The following is a 20472-nucleotide window of genomic DNA, read 5'->3' as shown; positions in this document are numbered from 1 at the left end:
CGCCCCTTATGCTCACTCAGTTGAGCGAAATCGTAGAATAAAGTAGCGAGCGCGCCTCGTCTGAACGATGCGCTCAATATTCTTGTCAATGAGATCTGCTTGGCGATGGACACGGAAGTGTGCTCGGTTTACCTCGCCGATCACGAGCACCATTGCTACTACCTGATGGCGACGCGCGGCCTGAAAAAACCGCGCGGGCGCACCGTGACGCTGGCCTTCGGCGAAGGGATTGTCGGGCTGGTGGGACGCCTCGCCGAGCCGATTAACCTCTCAGACGCGTAAAGCCACCCTAGCTTAAAATATATCCCCGCGGTAGTGGTAAAAGAGGAGCGCTACCGCTCCTTCCTCGGCGTGCCGATTATCAGCCGCCGCCAGCTGCTTGGTGTGCTGGTTGTTCAGCAGCACGAACACCGGCAGTTCGACGAGAGCGAAGAGTCATTCCTGGTGACGCTGGCGACGCAGATGGCGACGCTGCTGTCGCAGTCGCAGCTCGGCTAGCTGTTCGGGCAGTTCTGCCAGACGCGGGTGCGCGCCATCGCCGCCGCGCCCGGCGTGGCGGTCGCGCCAGGCTGTGTCGATGAAACCCAGCCGTTGCTCGATCAGGTCTCCGCCGCCTCGACCCTTGACGTTCAGCGCGAACGCGAGCGGCTGGCGCGGCATTCGCCTGACGCTGGATCAGCCGGAGATTTTCCTGGTGCAGGTGCGCGCCATGCTGCGCGCCAACGCCGCCTCCGGCAACCTCAACATTCTGCTGCCGATGATCAGCCACATCTACGAGATCGACGACGCGGTGCGGCTGATCCAGCGCGCCGGACGCGAAGTGGAAGAGATGCTGGGCTACGTGATCCCCAAACCGCGCATCGGGGCGATGATCGAAGTGCCGTCGATGCTGTTTATGATCCCGCACTTGGCGTCGCGCGTCGATTTCGTTTCGGTCGGCACCAACGATCTGACCCAGTATCTGATGGCGGTGGATCGCAACAATTCTCGCGTCGCCAATCTCTACGATCCGCGGCATCCCGCCATGCTGCGCGCCATCGCCAGCGAAGCCCGTCTGGCGAATCTCCAGCTCTGCCTTTGTGGTGAAATGGCTGGCGATCCGATGTATGTGGCGCTGCTGGTAAGGCTTGGCTATCATCACCTCAGCATGAACGGCAAGAGCGTGCCGCGCGTGAAATACTGCTGTGCCATCTGGATAACGAGGAAACGCAAAAGCTGAGCGAGCAGGCGCTCGACGCGCATACCGCCACGGAAGTTCGCCATCTGGTCTCTGCCTTTATGGAGCGTCACGGCCTGGACGGCCTGATCCGCGGCGGGCGCTGATCGATACCCGCGTTTACATTTTCCGTTGCCCCGTAAAAAGCAGGCTGTGCTACTATGAGCAGCCTTTAACATATCCGCCTGGCGCCCTTTTTCAGGGCTGAAAATTGAATGGTGAATGATGAATAACGGCTATATTGCATTTCCGCAGTTCGATCCGGTGATCTTCTCTATCGGACTGGTTTCGCTGCACTGGTACGGTTTGATGTACCTTGTTGGCTTTATTTTTGCCATGTGGCTGGCGGTACGCCGCGCCAACAAACCCGGCAGCGGCTGGAAAAAAGAGGAGGTAGAGAACCTGCTCTACGCCGGCTTCCTCGGCGTCTTCTTCGGCGGCCGCATCGGCTATGTGCTGTTCTATAGCCTGTCACTGTTTCTGGAAAATCCGCTCTATCTGTTCAAAGTCTGGGATGGCGGCATGTCGTTCCACGGCGGCCTGATCGGCGTGATCGTGGTGATGCTGATCTTCGCGCACCGCACGAAGCGCACCTTTTTCCAGGTCTCCGACTTTATCGCGTCGCTGATCCCGTTCGGCCTCGGCGCCGGTCGTCTCGGCAACTTTATCAACGGCGAGCTGTGGGGCCGCGTTGCGCCCGACTTTAAATACGCCATGCTGTTTCCCGGCTCGCGCAGCGAAGACGTGGCGCAGGCGGTAAACAACCCGCAGTATCAGGCGCTGCTGAACACCTACGGCGTGCTGCCGCGTCATCCTTCGCAGCTCTATGAGCTGATGCTGGAAGGGGTGGTACTGTTTATTATTCTTAACCTGTTTATCCGCAAACCGCGCCCGATGGGCAGCGTCTCCGGCCTGTTCCTGATCGGCTACGGCGCGTTTCGCATTATCGTTGAATTTTTCCGTCAGCCGGACGCGCAGCTTGGGCTGTTTGAAGGCGGCATCAGCATGGGGCAGATCCTATCCATTCCGATGATCCTAGCGGGCGTTATTATTATGGTCTGGGCGTATCGTCGTCGCCCGCAGCCGCAAACTCGAGAGGTAAAATGAAACAGTATCTGGACCTGATGCAACACGTGCTGAATGAGGGCACTCCAAAATCGGATCGTACCGGCACCGGCACGCTGTCGATTTTCGGCCACCAGATGCGTTTCAATCTGCAGGACGGCTTTCCGCTGGTGACCACGAAAAAAGTGCACCTGCGCTCTATTATTCACGAGCTGCTGTGGTTCCTGAAGGGCGAGACCAATATCGGCTACCTGACAGAGAACAAGGTCACCATCTGGGACGGGTGGGCCGACGAAAACGGCGAGCTCGGCCCGGTCTACGGCAAGCAGTGGCGCAGCTGGGGCAACGCGCGCGGCGAGGAGATCGACCAGATTGCGAATGTGATCGAGCAGCTGAAGCGCGATCCCGATTCACGCCGCATTATCGTCTCGGCGTGGAACGTCGGTGAGCTGGATGAGATGGCGCTGGCGCCGTGCCACGCCTTCTTCCAGTTCTACGTGGCGGACGGCAAACTCTCCTGCCAGCTTTACCAGCGCTCCTGCGATATCTTCCTCGGTCTACCATTCAATATCGCCAGCTACGCGCTGCTAGTGCATATGGTGGCGCAGCAGTGCGACCTGCAGGTGGGCGATTTTGTTTGGACCGGCGGCGACATCCACCTCTACAGCAACCATCTAGAGCAGGCGCGCCTGCAGCTGACACGCGAGCCGCGCGCGCTGCCGACGCTGGGGATCAAGCGCAAGCCCGACTCCATCTTCGACTACCGCTTCGAGGATTTCGAGATCGAAGGCTACGATCCCCATCCCGCCATCAAGGCGCCGGTCGCGGTATAGCGCGTAGGCCAAACAACAAAGCCCGGCAGCCCCGCTTGCCGGGGCTTTTTTATGCCGCGTCCACCTCTTTGCGCACGGCCTCGCAGGCTGCTGCGACGCGCTACAACCGCTTGCAGCTTTGCTGCGCACCGGCCGCACAGCGCCAGCGGAACAGGGGGGCGTCTGCCCACACGCTGCGCCACAGTCAGCTCATGAAAAGAGACGCGGAGCAGGGATTTACGCTCACCGAGCTGCTGTTGGTGCTGGCGATCGTCGGCCTGCTCAGCCTCGGCGCGATGCAGCGCTGGCAGCAGCGGCAGCAGCTGCGCGACACCGCCCAGCAGCTGCAGGGCTTTCTGCAGGGGTTGCGCGCCGAGGCAAACTGGCAGAACGCGGAGCGGCTGTTCTGGCTGCGCCCGGGTGAGCGCTGGTGCCTGGGCAGCGGGCCTGAGCCTGCCGAGGGCTGCGCGCCGGGCAGCGTGGAACTAAGCAACGAGAGCAGCACGCTGCGGCTGATTATTTCCGCCCGCGCGCGCATTCGGCTCTGTCAGCCGGAGGGGCAGCAGTACGACTGACAAACGGTGGATTCAGCCTGCTGGAGATGCTTCTGGCTGGCCCTCAGCGCCGTGCTGATGCTGAGCGCGGGCCGCTTCCTGCTGCAGCTGCTCGGGGAAACCCTACGCCTGCAGCAGCGGGTTCAGCTGCAGGAGGATCTGCGGCAGCTTATGCAGACGCTGGAGAAAGTGGTGCGGCGCGCCGGTTACTGTAACGGTAGCTGAGGCGCGGGCGCGCTGAACCTCGCCGCGAACTGCCTGCTGCTGCGCTGGGACGACAGCAGTAACGGCCGCTGGGAGGCGCCCGCCCACGGCGAAAGCGACTATTACGGCTTTCGCCTGCGCCAGCAGCAGCTGAAAACCCAGCGCGGCGTCGACAACTGCGCGGGAAGCTGCTGGGAGCGGCTCACCGATCCCGCCTTTCTTGCCATTGAGCACTTCAGCGTAGAGCAGAGTGGCAGGCTGCTGAAACTGCGGCTGACGGGCCGCGACGGGCGCTGGCGGGAAACGCTGGAGAGCCGGGTCGAGGGAGAGAACCTGTGACGCAAAAAGGGAACAGCGCGCTGAGCATGGTGCTGATCGTGCTGCTGATGGGCAGCCTGACGCTGCATGCCAGCCGGGTGCGGCTGGAGCAGGGCCTGACGCTGGTCGCCGACGAGCGGCGCTATTTTCAGGCGTGGCTGGCGGCGCAGTCGGCGCTGAGCTGGGGGCTGACGCTGAGCTGGCCGGCTGCGCACTCTTCGGGCTGCCAGTAGGTGCAGCCGCAGGGCTGGCAAAGCTTTCTACAGAGGATTGACGATGCGCGAGGATTACTTAAAGGCCAGGCGATCGACAGCGAGCTGGCGCTGTGGCGCTGGGTGGCGTGGGAAGGTGACCGCGTCAGACCGCTGCCGCACGGCTGGATCGACTACTGCCCGCTGCCTGTAAGCAGCGCGGCTTCAACCTGCCGGAGGCGCTGTTTGCGCTGCTGCTGCTGGCGATAAGCGTCATCAGCGCGCTGCTTGAGTATCACCGGGCGCTGACGCAGGGCTTCAGCCAGCCTTGGCAGCAGCGCGCTGGAGCGCGCGGAGGCGAGTGGGCCGCAGCAGGCGCATGCCGCGCTGAGCCGTTTACGCTGCTGAGAGGTAAAAGCGCCCGCACACTATAGTAGGCAACCCCGGCAATCCGCGGTAGAGTTAGCTCTCTGCCGCGCTAGAGAGTGCTACAGGAGTATCCATGTTTCACGTTTATAACTCAAACCAGCTCGATGTTCTGAAGATTCTCGCGGCAGCTGTAATAGAACATGACCCCCTCAGCGATCCCTTTTCCGCCGAAACCGTGCTGGTGCAGAGTCCCGGCATGGCACAGTGGCTGCAAATGGAGCTAGCGCAGACTTTTGGCATTGCCGCCAATATCGACTTTCCGCTGCCCGCCTCCTTTCTCTGGGATATGTTCGTGCGCGTACTGCCGGATATTCCTGCCGAGAGCGCCTTTAACAAATCGAGCATGAGCTGGAAGCTGATGCATCGCCTGCCAGATCTGCTGACGCATGAAGCCTTCGCCTCGCTGCGCCACTATCTGCACGACGACAGCGACAAGCGCAAACTCTTCCAGCTCTGTTCGCGCGTCGCCGATCTTTTTGACCAGTATCTGGTCTACCGCGCCGACTGGCTGAACCGCTGGGAGCAGGGGGAGCTGGTCGACGGGCTGGGCGAGGCGCAGCTGTGGCAGTCGGCGCTGTGGCGCGATCTGGTGGCCTATACCGAGGCGCTGGGCCAGCCGAAATGGCACCGTTCCAACCTCTACGCGCGCTTTATCCAGACGCTGGAGCGTGCGGAGCAGACGCCGGCGGCTCTGCCGAAGCGAGTCTTTATTTGCGGCATCTCCGCACTGCCGCCGGTCTACCTACAGGCGCTGCAGGCGCTGGGCCGCCATATCGATATTCATCTGCTGTTCACCAATCCCTGCCGCGATTACTGGGGCGACATTCAGGATTACGCCTTTCTGGTGAAGCTGCAAAGCCGCCAGCGACGGCGTCTCGACAGCGAAGAGGGACGCTACCTGTTCAGCGATCCGCAGGAGGCGCCGACGCGCTTCAACGCCGAAGGCGAACAGCAGCTCAGCAACCCGCTGCTCGCCTCCTGGGGCAAGCTGGGGCGCGACAACCTGTTTCTGCTCAGCCAGATGGACGAGGCGGATGACGTCGACGCCTTCGTCGAGGTAGAGGAGGACAACCTGCTGCATGCTATGCAGCACGACCTGCTGAACCTGCAGGACCACGCGGTGCTGGGGCTGAACGCGGAAGAGCTGGCGTGGAGCGGCAACAAGCGTCTGCTTGATCCCGATGATCAATCCATCAGCGTGCAGATCTGCCACAGCGCTCAGCGCGAAGTAGAGGTGTTGCAGGATCATCTGCTGGCGATGATGGAGGCGGATGCCACGCTCAAGCCGCGCGACATCATTGTGATGGTGGCCGATATCGACAGCTACGCGCCCTTTATTCAGGCGGTGTTCGCCAACGCGCCGGCCGATCGCTATCTGCCGTTCTCGATTTCCGACCGCCGCGTCAGCCAGGCGCATCCAGCGATCTTCGCCTTTCTCAGCCTGCTGGCGCTGCCGGATAGCCGCTTTGCGGCGGAAGACGTGCTGGCGCTGCTGGAGGTGCCGGCGCTGGCGAACCGTTTTTCTGTGGATGAGAGCGGGCTACGCCTGCTGCGCCGCTGGGTGAACGAGTCCGGCGTGCGCTGGGGGCTAGACGACGACACCGCCGAAGCGCTGGCGCTGCCGGTGACCGGCCAGCACACCTGGCGCTTCGGCCTTGAGCGTATGCTGCTCGGCTACGCGATGGAAAGCCATCACGGCGACTGGCAGGGCATTCTGCCCTACGACGAGTCGAGCGGGCTGGTGGGCGAGCTGGCCGGCCACCTGGCGGAGCTGCTGATGCACCTGAACCACTGGCGCGCCCGGCTTGCCGAAGCCCGGCCGCTGGAGCAGTGGCTGCCGCTCTGCCGGGAGATGATCAACAACTTTTTCCACAGTGACGTCGAGGCGGACGCGGCACTGCTGCTGGTGGAAGAGCAGTGGAAGCAGTTGATTGAATATGGCCAGGCGGCGCGCTATCATGCTGCCATTCCGGTGACGCTGTTGCGCGACGACCTGCGCGCGCGCCTCGATCAGCAGAGCATCAGCCAGCACTTTCTCGCCGGGCAGATCAACTTCTGCACCCTGATGCCGATGCGCTCGATCCCCTTCCGCGTGGTCTGCCTGCTCGGCATGAACGACGGCATCTATCCGCGCACGCTGCCGGCGACGGGCTTTGACCTGATGCAGCAGCAGGCGCGAAAGGGCGACCGCAGCCGACGCGACGACGACCGCTATCTGTTTCTTGAGGCACTGCTCTCGGCGCAGGATCGCCTCTATATCAGCTATGTTGGCCGCGCAATTCAGGATAATACGGAACGTTATCCCTCCGTGCTAGTCACAGAGCTGCTGGATTACATTGGCCAGAGCTTTTGCCTGCCCGGCGACGAAGAGCAAGAGCTGGATGAGAGCGCGCGCCGCGTACAGCAGCATATTCAGCATCTGCACAGCCGCATGCCGTTCGCCGCGGAGAACTTCCAGCCGCAGGCGCACTGCCACAGCTTTGCGCGCGAATGGCTGCCGGCGGCGCAGGGCAAAGGCGAGGCACAGCCCGATTTTGTGCAGCCGCTGCCGCTGCCCGCGCTGGAAACGGTCTCCTGCGAGCAGTTCCTGCGCTTCTGGCATCATCCGGTACGCGCCTGGTTCCACCAGCGGCTCGGCGTCGCCTTCTGGCTCGAAGAGACGGAGCTGGCGGACAACGAGCCTTTTGCGCTCGACAGCCTGGAGCGCTATCAGATCAATGCCGAGCTGCTGAACGCGATGGTAGAGGGCGAAGATACGCAGCGGCTCTTCGCGCTGCACCGCGCGGCGGGCGATCTACCCTACGGCGCCTTTGGTGAACTCTTCTGGCAGGCGCAGCAGGAGGAGATGCAGGAGGTGGCGGCGGCGGTGATCGAGCTGCACAGCGAGGGAGAGAGCTGGGAGGTCAATCTGCAGCTTGACGGCGTGGCGCTGACCGGCTGGCTGACCCAGGTACAGCGCGACGGCCTGCTGCGCTGGCGTCCCGGCGTGCTAAATATGAATGACGGCCTGCTGCTCTGGCTGGAGCACCTGATCTACTGCGCGCTGGGCGGCAACGGCGAAAGCCGCATGATGGGCAGAGAAAACAGCCGATGGCGTTTTGCGTCGCTGGCGCAGCCGGAGGCCGAGGCGCTGCTGGCGCGCTATATGCAGGGCTACCGCGAGGGGATGTCGCGCCCGCTGCTGCTGCTCAAAAAAAGCGGCGGCGCCTGGCTGACCGCCAGCTACGACAAAAAAAGCGGGCAGCTGCTGTTGGACGAGGCAACCCAGGTTAAGGCGCGCAACCGCCTGCTGCAGGCCTGGATGGGCGGCTATCAGCAGGAAGGCGAGGGCGGCGATCCCTATCTGCAGCGCCTATGCCGGGTATTGAACGAAGAGCATGTAGCGTACATTACCGAGGCGGCGCAGCGCTGGTATCTGCCGGTGCTGCAAGCCCACCGGGATGATGAATAGCAAGCGATTCGACGGCATCTGACACGTCGACGCAGATAACAAGGTAACGTCAGTTTACACCATTTCCGGCTGCGCCTGCTTGGCAGCGCAGTTTCAAGGGTAACAAAAACAGAGGGGTTTACATGCGTAGATACGCTCGCTGGATAGCGGCGCTGATGCTGAGCCTGGCCACCTGCGCCTCGCTGGCGCAGGTGGCGACGGGCTGGGAGCCGGTCAATGAAACCATTCGCAAAAGCGAAAAAGATCCGTGTCACTACAAGGCGATTAAGCTGGCCAATGACATGACCGTGCTGCTGGTCTCCGACCAGCAGGCGCCAAAGTCGCTGGCGGCGCTGACCTTGCCGATCGGCTCGCTGGACGATCCCGATTCGCAGCTCGGCCTGGCGCACTTTCTTGAGCACATGGTGCTGATGGGATCGCAGCGTTACCCGCAGCCGGACAATCTGGCCGAGTTTCTGAAAAAGCATGGCGGCAGCCATAACGCCAGCACTGCCTCCTACCGCACCGCTTTCTACCTTGAGGTGGAAAACAGTGCGCTGGAGCTGGCGGTAGATCGCATGGCGGACGCCATCGCCGCGCCGCTGCTCGATCCGGTCAACACCGTTCGCGAACGCAACGCCGTTAACGCCGAGCTGACGATGGCGCGCTCGCGCGACGGGCTGCGCATAGCGCAGGTCGGCGCAGAGACGCTGAATCCGGCGCATCCCGGCGCGCGCTTTTCGGGCGGCAATCTCGAGACACTGAAAGACAAGCCGAACAGCAAGCTGTTGGAGGCGCTGGCGACCTTCTACCATACCCACTACTCTGCCAACCTGATGAAGGCGGTGATTTACAGCAACAAGCCGCTGCCGAAGATGGCGCAAATTGCCGCTAACACCTTTGGCCGCATCGCCAACCACCACGCGACGGTGCCCGCTATCGACGCGCCGGTGGTGACCGAGGTGCAGCAGGGGATTGTGATCCACTACGTGCCGGCGCAGCCGCGCAAGCAGCTGAAGATCGAGTTCCTCATCGCCAATAACAGCGACCGCTTCCGCAGCAAAACCGATACGCTGATCGGCTACCTGATCGGCAACCGCAGTAAAAACACCCTGGCGGACTGGCTGCAAAAACGCGGGCTGGCCGACGGCGTCAACGCTGGCGCCGATGCGATGAGCGAGCGCAGCAGTGGCGTCTTCGTCATTACCGCCTCGCTCACCGACAAAGGGCTGGCGCAGCGCGACGAAGTGGTGGCAGCGATTTTCAGCTATATCGCCATGCTGCGCGAGCAGGGCATCGACAAACGCTACTTCGACGAAGTCTCCCGCGTGCTGGCGCTCGATTTCCGTTATCCCTCCTTCACGCGCGATATGGACTATATCGAGTGGCTAGCGGACACCATGCTGCGCGTGCCGGTGGCGCATACGCTGGATGCTCCCTATCTGGCAGATGAGTATGACGCCGCTGCCATCAAGGCGCGTCTGGATGAGATGACGCCGCAGCGCGCGCGCATCTGGTATATCAGCCCGCAGGAGCCGCATAACAAAGAGGCCTACTTTGTTAACGCGCCCTATCAGGTCGACCGCATCAGCGCCGAGACCTTTGCCGACTGGCAGCAGCGCGCCGGGCAGATTCAGCTCTCGATGCCGACGCTGAATCCCTATATTCCGGACGATTTCACCCTGATCCCCGCCGACGGCAAAACCTATACGCACCCGGTTTCCCTGGCGAACGATGTCGGCATGCCGATCTACTGGATGCCCAGCCGCTACTACGCCAGCGAGCCGAAGGCCTCTATCATGCTGGCGCTGCGTAACCAGCACACCATTAGCGACGCGCGGCAGCAGGTGCGATTTGGCCTCAACGACTACCTCTCCAGCCTGGCGCTGGATGAGCTGAACTCGCAGGCGTCGGTAGGCGGTATCAGCTTATCCACCAGCGAAAACGACGGCCTGGTGTTCAGCGCCAGCGGCTTTACCCAGCGGCTGCCGACGCTGCTGAAAAAGCTGGTGGAGGGCTACGCTACCTTCCAGCCGAGCGCGCAGCAGCTGGAGCAGGCGAAATCCTGGTATCTGGATCGGCTCGACGCGGCGGACAAGGGCAAGGCGTTCGAACTGGCGATCCAGCCGATGCAGATGTTGTCGCAGCTGCCCTATACGCAGCGTGAAACGCGGCGCGCGCTGGTGAAAACCATTACCCTCGACGAGGTGGTGGCATATCGCGACAATCTGATCCATCATGCGACGCCTGAACTGCTGGCAGTGGGGAATCTCAGCGCCGACAGCGTGACGCAGCTGGGCCGCGAGCTGAAGCAGCAGATGCAGACCCAGGGCACCCGTCTCTGGCGCAATGACTACGTTTCGTTCGCGCAGCCGGTAAAGGCTAACCTGCAGAAGGTGGGCAGCAGCACCGATTCGGCGCTGGCGACGCTCTATGTGCCGCTCGGCTACGGCGAATATCAGAGCATGGCGAGCAGCTCGCTGCTGAGCCAGATCGTGCATCCCTGGTTCTACAACCAGCTGCGCACCGAAGAGCAGCTGGGCTATGCGGTTTTCGCGTTCCAGATGCCGATTGGCCGTCAGTGGGGCATCGGCTTCCTGCTGCAGAGCAACAGCAAGCAGCCCGACTACCTGCTGCAGCGCTATCAGGCCTTCTATCCGCAGGCGGAGAAGCGGCTGCGCGCCATGCCGAAAAGCGATTTCGCCCAGTATCAGCAGGCGATGATTAACCAGCTCAGGCAGCCTCCGCAGACGCTGGATGAAGAGGCGTTGCACTACAGCCGCGACTTCGACCGCCAGAACTACGCCTTCGATATGGGCGAAAAGGTGATCGCGCAAATTGAGCAGCTGACGCCGGGCGCGCTGGCGGATTTTTTCCACAAAGCGGTAATGCAAAAAGCGGGCATGGCGATGACCTCGCAGATTGCGGGCAACGGCGCGGAAAAAATAGCCTTTGCGTCGCTGCCCGGCTGGAAAACCTGGAATGAGGTGGCGAAACTGCAGCAGTCGCTACCGGTTAAGAGTGGGACACAATGAGTTACCCTGAGTCGCTGAATCCTCTGACGCTGCCGCTACGCGGCGAGCGTCTAATCGAGGCGTCAGCGGGAACCGGCAAAACCTTTACCATCGGCGTGCTCTATCTGCGCCTGCTGTTGGGGCTGGGCGGCGACAAGGCGTACAGCCGTCCGCTGTCGGTTGAGGAAATTCTGGTGGTGACCTTTACCGAGGCCGCCACTGCCGAACTGCGCGGACGCATCCGCGAGAATATTCACGAGCTGCGGCTGGCCTGCGTGCGCGGCGTCAGCGGCAGTCCCATGCTGGCGCAGCTGCTGGCGCAGATTGACGACCTCCCGCAGGCCGCGTCGCTGCTGTTGGCGGCGGAGCGGCAGATGGACGAGGCGGCGATCTTCACCATTCACGGCTTCTGCCAGCGCATGCTGAACCTCAACGCCTTTGAGTCGGGCATGCTATTCGAGCAGGAGCTGATAGAGGATGAGGCGGCGCTGTTCAAACAGGCGGCGGCGGACTTCTGGCGGCGCCACTGCTACCCGCTGACGCTGGAGGTAGCGCGTGCCATTATCGCCGAATGGAACGGCCCGGAGAGCCTGCTGATCACGCTGCGGCCTTGGCTGCAGGGTGAGTCCCCTAGGCTGAAGCGTCCGCCGGCCGACGACGAAACCCTGGCGACGCGCCACGCGGCGAACCTAGCGCGCATCAGGGCGCTCAAGCAGCAGTGGAAGGCGGTCAGCGATGAAGTAGAAGGCATCGTCAGCCAGTCCGGCGTCGACAAGCGCAGCTACAGCAGCAAGTATCTGCCGCTCTGGGTGGCGAAGGTGACGCAGTGGGCCAACAGCGAAACCACCGACTATCTATTTCCCAAAGAGCTGGAGCGTTTCGCCCAGCGCGCGCTGCTGGAGAAAACCAAAAAGGGAGAGCCGCCGCGCCATCCGCTGTTCGAGGCGGTAGAAGCCTTTCTTGCCGAGCCGCTGTCGCTGCGCGACCTGGTGATCGCCCGCGCGCTGGTGGAAGTGCGCGATGCAGTGCGCAAAGAGAAGCGCCTGCGCGCGCTGCTCGGCTTCGACGATTTGCTGAGCCGCCTCGACGAAGCGCTGCAGCAGCCGGGCGGCGCGCTGCTGGCTGACACCATCCGCAGCCGGTTTCCAGTGGCGCTGATCGATGAGTTTCAGGATACCGATCCGCAGCAGTACCGCATTTTCCGCACGCTCTACCTTAACCAGCCCGAGCTGGCGCTGCTGCTGATTGGCGATCCCAAGCAGGCGATCTACGCCTTCCGCGGCGCGGATATCTTCACCTATCTGCGCGCACGCGGAGAAATCAGCACGCACTACACGCTCGACACCAACTGGCGCTCGTCGCCCGGCATGGTGCAGAGCGTCAACCGGCTTTTCGCGCGCATGGCGTCGCCGTTTCTCTTTTCGGCCATTCCGTTTTTGCTGGTCAGCCCTGCCGAACCAAACCAGCAGCTGACGCTGCTGAAGGAGGGGCAGCCGCAGCCGGCGCTGAGCTTCTGGCTACAGCCCGGCGACGGCGTTGGCGTCAGCGACTACCAGCAGTTTATGGCGCAGCAGTGCGCCGCCGACATCAGCCGCTGGCTGGTGGCCGGTCAGCAGGGGCGCGCGCTGCTCGGCAAGGGCGAGAGCCTGCGTCCGGTGCAGGCCTCCGACATCACCGTGCTGGTGCGCAGCCGCAACGAGGCGGGCCTGATCCGCGACGCCCTGAACGGCCTGTCAATTCCGTCGGTCTATCTCTCCAACCGCGACAGCGTCTATACCACGCCCGAAGCGCGCGAGCTGCTGTGGCTGCTGCAGGCGGTGCAGGCGCCGGAGCAGGAGCGTCTGCTGCGCAGCGCGCTGGCCACCTCGATTTTCGCCATCGACGCCGCCGCGCTCGATACGCTGAGTCAGAACGAGCGCGAGTGGGATGAGCTGGTGGAGCAGTTCGTCGCCTGGCAGCAGCTGTGGCATCAGCACGGCGTGCTGCCGATGCTGCGAGACGTGATGAACCAGCGCCAGCTGGCGGAAAACATGCTGGCGTCGGAGAACGGCGAACGGCGGCTGACAGACCTGATGCATCTCGGCGAACTGCTGCAGGAGGCGTCGACGCAGCTCGACAGCCCGCACGCGCTGGTGCGTTACCTCGCTCAGCAGATCGCCAGGCCCAACAGCCAGTCGGCCGATCAGCAGCTGCGGCTGGAGAGCGACCGCCATCTGGTGCAGATCGTCACCATCCACAAATCGAAAGGCCTGCAGTATCCGCTGGTGTGGCTGCCTTTCGCCGCCGGCTTCCGCGAGGCGGCCAGCGCGCTCTACCATGACCGCGAAAGCTTCGCCACGCTGCTCGACGTGCAGGAAGATGAACAGAGCATGGCGCTGGCCGAGCAGGAGCGCCTGGCGGAAGATCTGCGCCTGCTCTACGTCGCCCTGACGCGTTCGGTATTTCACTGCAGCGTCGGCATCGCGCCGCTGTTTAAAGGCGCACGCAAAAAAGAGGGCGACAGCGACCTGCACAAGAGCGCGCTGGGCTATCTGGTGCAGCAGGGCGAGAGCGGCGACGCCGCGCGGCTGCGCGCCGGTCTGGCGGCGCTGGCTGATGGGGACACCGAGGTGATGGAAGAGGCGCTGATTCCGGGCGAAAACTGGCGCGAGCAGACGCCGCCCGACGATGCGCTCAGCAGCCGCCACGTCTCGCGCGATCTGCGCGACTTCTGGCGCGTCACTAGCTACTCCGGCCTGCAGCAGCACAACAGCTCGCCGCTGCTGGAGGCGATGCCCACGTTTGATATCGATGCGGCGGGAGAAGAGGGCGGCGAGGCGGAGAGTGTGCTGACGCCGCACCATTTTCCGCGCGGCGCGGCGCCGGGCACCTTTTTGCACGGCCTGTTTGAATCGATCGATTTCACCCGGCCGCCGGATCGCGCGCTGCTGGAAACCCAGTTGGAGCAGAACTGCTATCCGCCGCACTGGCTGCCGGTGCTGGAGGCGTGGATCGCGCGCGTGCTGCATACGCCGCTTAACCGCGACGGCCTGGCGCTGGGCGCGCTGCAGAACGGCAACCGGCTGGTGGAGATGGCCTTCTATCTGCCGCTGGAGCGCCCTCTCAGCGCCGTCGATCTGGACGCGCTGATACGCCAGCACGACGCGCTGTCGGCGCGCGCGCCGCGGCTGGAGTTTCAGCAGGTGCGGGGCATGCTAAAGGGCTTTATCGATCTGGTGTTTCGCTGGAACGGCCAATATTATCTGCTGGATTACAAATCTAACTGGCTCGGCGACAGCGAAGCAGCCTATACTCCGGAGGCGATGGCGCAGGCGATGGTGGATCACCGCTACGACCTGCAATACCAGCTCTATACCCTGGCGCTGCATCGCTATTTGCAGCATCGCCTGCCCGGCTACGATTATCAGCGCCATTTTGGCGGCGTGTTTTATCTGTTCCTGCGCGGCGTCGACGGCAGCTCGCCGGAAAACGGCATTTTCACCGCGCGGCCGCCGGCGGCGTTTGTCGCCGGGCTGGACGCGCTGTTTCGTCGCTCAGGAGAGGAGGGAGTATGACGGAGATTATGTCATTGCTCGACCAGGCGGTAGAGAAACGTCTGCTGCGGCCGCTTGATCTGCAGTTCGCGCGGCTGCTGGCTGATGCCTCGCAGCCCGCTTGGCTGCTGGCGGCCGCCTGCGTCAGCGCGGAGGCGGGCGACGGCCATGTCTGTTTGCCACTGGCGCATCTCAACGCCGAGCGGCTGTTCGCCGGACGGCATCCGGAGCTGGCGCAGGCGCTGTGGCGCGCCGTCGGCGCGCCTGCCTGCTGGAAAACGGCGCTCTCCGGCTGGCCAGCAATGAGCGACGGCGGCATTGCGACGCCGCTGGTGCTCAATCATGAGCGCCTCTATCTGCATCGCCTATGGCAGAGCGAAGGGCAGGTGGCGCGCTTTTTCACCCTGCGTGCGGAGATGGACGAGATGGACCTGGCCGCCGCGCAGCGCGTGCTGAGCACGCTGTTCGGCGATAGCCCGGACGACTGGCAGAAAATTGCGACGGCGGTGGCACTGACGCGCAAAACGGCGGTGATTTCCGGCGGGCCGGGCACTGGCAAAACCACCACCGTGGCGAAACTGCTGGCGGCGATGATTCGCCTGAGCCATAACAGTCTGCGCATTCAGCTGGCGGCGCCGACCGGCAAAGCGGCGGCGCGCCTGACCGAGTCGCTCGGCAAGGCGCTGCAGGCGCTGTCGGTCAGCGACGAGGAGCGGGCGTGCTTCCCCAGCGAGGCTACCACGCTGCATCGCCTGTTGGGCGCGCAGCCTGACACCCAGCGCCTGCGCTATCACGCGACCAACCGGCTGCACCTCGACGTGCTGGTGGTGGATGAGGCCTCGATGGTCGATCTCTCGATGATGGCTAAGCTGATCGCGGCGCTGTCCGATCATGCGCGGGTGATTTTCCTCGGCGATCGCGATCAGCTGGCGTCGGTAGAGGCGGGCGCGGTGCTGGGCGACATCTGCCGCTGCGCCGAAACGGGCTATAGCCTGGCGCGCGCGCAGCAGCTGGTGGCGCTGACGCAGTGCGCGCTCGACGGCGCCGACAACGAAGGCGCGCCAGACGTGCGCGACAGCATCTGTCTGCTGCGCAAAAGCTATCGCTTCGACGCCGGCTCCGGCATCGGCCAGCTGGCGCGGGCGGCCAACTTGGGCGACGCGCGCGAGGTCGAGGCGGTGTTTAACGCCGCCTTTGAGGATATCGATTTTCAGACGCTGCAGAACGGCAAAGCCTACCAGACGATGCTCGACGCCGTTGCGGAAGGCTATCGCCCTTTCCTGAAGCTGGTGCAGTCGCGCGCGCCCGCAGAGGCGATCCTGCAGGCGTTTAGCCGCTATCAGCTGCTGTGCGCGTTGCGCGACGGACCCTTTGGCGTGCAGGGGCTGAATCAGCGCATTGAGCAGCGGCTGGTGCAGCTGCAGCGCATCCGGCGCCCGACCGTCGGCAGCCGCTGGTATGCGGGACGGCCGGTGATGGTGACCCGCAACGATAGCGTGCTCGGGCTGTTTAACGGCGATATCGGTATTACGCTGCGCGACGCGGGAAATCAGCTGAAGGTCTTTTTCCCGCTGCCCGACGGCTCGATCAAGGCGGTGCAGCCGAGCCGGCTGCCGACCCACGAGACAGCTTGGGCGATGACGGTACATAAGTCGCAGGGATCGGAATTCGACCATACCGCGCTGGTGATGCCGGCGCAGTTTTCGCCGGTGCTGACGCGTGAGCTGGTCTATACCGCCATCACCCGCGCGCGCAAGCGGCTGACGCTCTACAGCGAACCCGCGGTGTTTCAGCGCGCGGTGCAGCTGCAAACCCAGCGGCGCAGCGGACTGGTGGAAAGGCTGAGTCTGGCGGGCTAATGGGCATTAGCGGCAAACCGCTCGGTAGGTTACTGCATGGGCTGCAGGGGCAGTGGAGCAAAGCGTCCCGCGACAGGGACATAAACGCCGGGAGCATTTTAAACGGCGCAGAGCGCTAGCCCGTATACGGGCGCACCTCAGGGATGAGGTATATATCCACGCGGGCCGAGCGTGCAGGGAAGCCTTAAGCGTCTTTGTGGAACAGCCTCTGCTGCCCGCGCCTGCGCGGTTATCTTTGACTCAGGTCAGATCTGCCATCAGCACCTTTGAGCGCCGCTGATAGTTGTACATCTGCTTTTTACTTTCTGGCAGCGACTCGATATCCACCGGCGTAAAGCCGCGCTCTTGGAACCAGTGAATGCTGCGCGTCGTCAGCACAAACAGTCTCTCCAGCCCCATCTGCCGCGCCTGTAGCGCCACGCGCTGCAGCAGCAGCTCGCCGCGTGACGAGCTGCGATAGTCGGGATGCACCGCCACGCAGGCCATTTCACCGATCTTCTCATCCATAAAGGGGTAGAGCGCGGCGCAGGCGATCGTCAGGTTGTCGCGGATAATAATGGTGAACTTGTCGATCTCCATCTCCAGCTGCTCGCGTGAGCGGCGAACCAGAATGCCCTGCTGCTCCAGCGGGCGAATCAGTTCCAGAATGCCGCCGATGTCGTTGATGGTGGCGCGGCGGATCTGCTCGCTCGACTCCATCACGATCTGCGTGCCGATGCCGTCGCGCGAGAACAGCTCCTGCAGCAGCGCGCCATCTTCCTGGTAGCTGATCAGGTGGCTGCGGCGCACGCCGCTGCGGCAAGCCTTAACCGCACCGCGCAGGAAGCGCACCGTGCCGGAGATATAGTCGCCGTCGCTCTCCATCTCGTCGATGCGCGCCTGGGCGTCGTTCGCGAACAACTCGGAGATAATTGCGCCGTCGCGGCTGGTCACGCCCTGCTCAGAGCAGAAGCCGATCATTTTTTCCGCCTTCAGCTTAATCGCCAGCTGGGTCGCCACCTCTTCCGACGTCAGATTAAAGCTCTCGCCGGTCACGGAGACCGCCACCGGACCGAGCAGCACGATGGCGTTGTTATCAAGCTGCCGATGGATCGCCTCTTCGTCGATGCGACGAATGCGCCCGCTGTGGCAGTAGTCGACGCCGTCATCGACCCCCAGCGGCTGCGCGATAATAAAGTTGCCGCTGACCACATTGATATGCGCGCCCTGAAGCGGCGTATTGTTGAGGCTCATCGAGAGGCGCGCCGTGATATCGAGCTGCAAACGGCCCGCAGCCTGCTTCACCAGCTCCAGCGACTGCGCGTCGGTAATGCGCGTGTACTTGTGGTAAACCGGCTCAAGCTGATGTTCCGCTAGGCTGGCGTCAATCTGCGGCCGCGCGCCGTAAACCAACACCAGGCGAATGCCGAGACTGTGCAGCAGGCCGATATCGTTAACGATGCTGGAAAAATTCTCGTGCTCGATGGCTTCGCCGCCCAGCATGATGACAAAGGTTTTGTCCCTGTGGGCATTGATATAGGGAACGGTGTGGCGAAAACCCTGAACCAGCTCAGTACTACGTTCCTTCACGGCAAACCTCAATGAATGATTATTCGTGATTTCTGTATTTTTATTCTCTTGTCGTGGGTTTTGCAAGAATTAAACCTGACGTAAATTTACGTTTTTTCGAGTGCGAATTCTGCTACGAGACTGCATTATTTTGATTTTCCAGCATGACAAGAGTGAGAGAGCTGGGTAAAGTTTTCAGCGCCTTCTATTGAGGCGGCTTCTTTTAGACAGAACAGAGCAACGCAGTTGGAGCGGCATGTCCGGAGCAACCCCCCTTTTTTCCCCGCAGACGATTTTTACAGAGCACAGGCGCATTACTGCTGTTGAGCGTCAGCCGCGCCGGGCTGGCGGCGCGAAACCATATTGTCGCAGTGCGCATCTGGCCCTCATCGACCTATTCCCGCCTGACGCTGGAGTCCAGCGTGCCGCTTCACTATAAGCAGTTCGCGCTCAGCCACCCAGACCGGCTGGTGATCGATATTCAGAACATGCACCTGAACCCGGTGTTAAAAGGGGTCGACAAGCTGGTGCGCGTTAACGATCCCTTTATCAAAAGCGCGCGGGTAGGGCAGTTCGAGGCCAGCACTGTGCGCATCGTGCTGGAGCTGAAGCGCAACGTTGCGCCGAAGACGATCCGCTGCTAGCGCTGCTCAAGGATTACAACCAAGGCGATCTGGAACGCAACGAACCGGCGGCGGTGACGCTGCCCGGGAAGGCGGGGCGCGACCTCGGCGGCGTCAGCAAGAGTGGCGATCGCTATCTCGATCACACCATGTTCGATATGGCGCAGCGCCAGACTATCCACGACAGCTTGAAGTTTGGCAAAAAAGAGGTGCTGCAGCGTATGGGGCATATCAACCACCTGCACAAGCATACCGTGGGTCAGGCGGGCTTCGCCGTACTGAAGGCGCCGGATATTCCGTCGATTCTGGTGGAGACCGCCTTTATCAGAAACATAGAAGAGGAGTGCAAGCTGCGCACCAGCCGCTACCAGCAGCAGGTGGCGGAGGCAATTTTTCACGGCATCAAAGCCTATTTCGACAAGGGCGGGGGCAGACGATTTCATTCTGCTAGGGGCTCTGCTATCGTCGCGGGGCGAACACTCATGGATAAAAGAGAAGGCGATGAATAAAGGACACTGGGCGAAGTATACACTTACTGGCGCACTATTTGCGCTGCTGGCGGGTTGCAGTTCAAAACTGACCGATCGCGGGCAGCAGTATAAAGACGGCAAGCTGGAGCAGTCGCTGGCGCTGGTGAATCAGCCCAATGCCAAGGGCAGGCCGGTGAACGGCAGAGATTTTTGCGAGCAGGTGAGAAACATTCAGTCCGCCTCGTCCGCACTTTATGGCCGCCATACCGGCACCTACAGCGCGGTAGAGAGCTGGCTGATGGCCGGCGCCGACACGCGCCGGCTGCGTCAGTACGGCCTCAACGCCTTCCAGATGGAAGGCACCGACAACTACGGCAACGTGCAGTTTACCGGCTACCATACGCCGGTGGTGCAGGCGCGCTATACGCGTCAGGGCGAGTTCCAGTATCCGATCTACCGCATGCCGCCGCGCAAGCGCGGCGCGAAGCTGCCGAGCCGTGCGTCGATCTACAGCGGCGCGCTGGATGAGCGCTACGTTATCGGCTGGAGCAACTCTCTTATCGATAACTTTATTATGGACGTGCAGGGCAGTGGCTACGTCGACTACGGTGATGGCCGTCCGATGACCTTTTTTGGCTACGGCGGTAAGAACTGCTGGGCCTATCACAGCATTGGCAAAGAGCTAATCGACCGCGGCGAAGTGAAGCGCGAAGATATGTCGATACAGGCGATCCGCGACTGGGCGGCTTCCCACTCCGAGTCGGAAGTGCGCGCGTTGCTGGAAACCAACCCGTCGTTCGTCTTCTTCAAGCCCGAAGCCTTTACCCCGGTGCGCGGCGCCAGCGCGGTGCCGCTGGTGGCGAAAGCCTCTGTCGCCTCGGACCGCTCGCTGATCCCGGCGGGCACCGTTTTGCTGGCGGAAGTGCCGCAGCTGAACGAGAAGGGCAAATTCAACGGCAAATATGAGATGCGCCTGATGGTGGCGCTGGACGTTGGCGGCGCGATCAAGGGGCAACACTTTGATATCTATCAAGGCATCGGCTCCGACGCGGCGCACCTTGCTGGCTTCTACAACCATTACGGGCGCGTCTGGGTGCTGAAAGAGGCGCCGGGCGCAGCCCAGCCGCTGTTCAGCAACCCGCAAAGCGGCAATAATGGCTCGCTGCTTCTGGGCGCAAACTGATTTTTCTCTGCGGGCCGCAAGGC

Annotated in this window: 9 protein-coding genes and 4 pseudogenes; 12 read left to right on the top strand and 1 reads right to left on the bottom strand. The window is 62.5% G+C overall.

The window, feature by feature from the left end; genetic code table 11:
- Window positions 1-8 precede the first annotated feature (8 nt).
- The 10 genes and pseudogenes from EIO60_RS06725 to recD all read left to right on the top strand — a co-directional run bounded on the left by EIO60_RS06725 (window position 9) and on the right by recD (window position 16625).
- Window positions 9-1323 (top strand): annotated as a pseudogene (locus EIO60_RS06725) (putative PEP-binding protein).
- Window positions 1324-1441: 118 nt separating this feature from the next.
- Window positions 1442-2323 carry a prolipoprotein diacylglyceryl transferase gene (lgt, locus tag EIO60_RS06720; RefSeq protein WP_258576310.1) on the top strand — a complete coding sequence of 294 codons (882 nt, stop codon included), beginning with the start codon at window positions 1442-1444 and terminating at the stop codon, window positions 2321-2323.
- Window positions 2320-3114 carry a thymidylate synthase gene (gene thyA, locus EIO60_RS06715; RefSeq protein ID WP_258576264.1) on the top strand — a complete coding sequence of 265 codons (795 nt, stop codon included), beginning with the start codon at window positions 2320-2322 and terminating at the stop codon, window positions 3112-3114. Before lgt ends, thyA begins: the two co-directional genes overlap by 4 nt.
- Before the next feature lie 191 nt (window positions 3115-3305).
- Window positions 3306-3668: a prepilin-type N-terminal cleavage/methylation domain-containing protein gene (locus EIO60_RS06710; protein WP_258576263.1), complete on the top strand. Its 363-nt coding sequence runs from the start codon at window positions 3306-3308 to the stop codon at window positions 3666-3668.
- Window positions 3665-4190, top strand: a pseudogene (locus EIO60_RS06705) (prepilin peptidase-dependent protein). The gene EIO60_RS06710 and the pseudogene EIO60_RS06705 overlap by 4 nt, the downstream one beginning before the upstream one ends.
- Window positions 4191-4216: 26 nt before the next feature.
- Window positions 4217-4630: pseudogene (locus tag EIO60_RS06700) on the top strand (DUF2509 family protein).
- 232 nt (window positions 4631-4862) lie between these two features.
- Window positions 4863-8240 (top strand): exodeoxyribonuclease V subunit gamma, encoded by a 3378-nt coding sequence (gene recC / locus EIO60_RS06695; protein WP_258576262.1) that lies wholly within the window; start codon window positions 4863-4865, stop codon window positions 8238-8240.
- A 122-nt stretch (window positions 8241-8362) separates the two neighbouring features.
- Complete coding sequence (ptrA, locus tag EIO60_RS06690) at window positions 8363-11254, top strand: pitrilysin (RefSeq protein WP_258576261.1); 2892 nt, start codon at window positions 8363-8365, stop codon at window positions 11252-11254.
- Window positions 11251-14787: an exodeoxyribonuclease V subunit beta gene (gene recB / locus EIO60_RS06685; RefSeq protein ID WP_258576260.1), complete on the top strand. Its 3537-nt coding sequence runs from the start codon at window positions 11251-11253 to the stop codon at window positions 14785-14787. Before ptrA ends, recB begins: the two co-directional genes overlap by 4 nt.
- Window positions 14784-16625, top strand: coding sequence for an exodeoxyribonuclease V subunit alpha (gene recD / locus EIO60_RS06680; RefSeq protein WP_258576259.1), 1842 nt, complete (start codon window positions 14784-14786; stop codon window positions 16623-16625). Before recB ends, recD begins: the two co-directional genes overlap by 4 nt.
- Before the next feature lie 240 nt (window positions 16626-16865).
- Here recD and argA read toward each other — a convergent pair whose 3' ends face one another.
- The gene (gene argA / locus EIO60_RS06675; RefSeq protein ID WP_258576258.1) at window positions 16866-18194 is read right to left on the bottom strand and encodes an amino-acid N-acetyltransferase; all 1329 of its coding nucleotides are present in this window, start codon (window positions 18192-18194) and stop codon (window positions 16866-16868) included.
- A 296-nt stretch (window positions 18195-18490) separates the two neighbouring features.
- Here argA and EIO60_RS06670 point away from each other — a divergent pair.
- Window positions 18491-19305, top strand: a pseudogene (locus EIO60_RS06670) (AMIN domain-containing protein).
- Window positions 19298-20449, top strand: a complete 1152-nt coding sequence (gene mltA / locus EIO60_RS06665; RefSeq protein WP_258576257.1) for a murein transglycosylase A — start codon at window positions 19298-19300, stop codon at window positions 20447-20449. The pseudogene EIO60_RS06670 and the gene mltA overlap by 8 nt, the downstream one beginning before the upstream one ends.
- Window positions 20450-20472: the final 23 nt, after the last annotated feature.

The sequence above is a fragment of the Candidatus Pantoea persica genome (genome assembly GCF_013753875.1).
GTDB lineage: Bacteria > Pseudomonadota > Gammaproteobacteria > Enterobacterales > Enterobacteriaceae > Pantoea > Pantoea persica.
The sequence above is the reverse complement of the archived record's forward strand: the minus strand, read 5'-3'. Positions and strand labels throughout refer to the sequence as shown.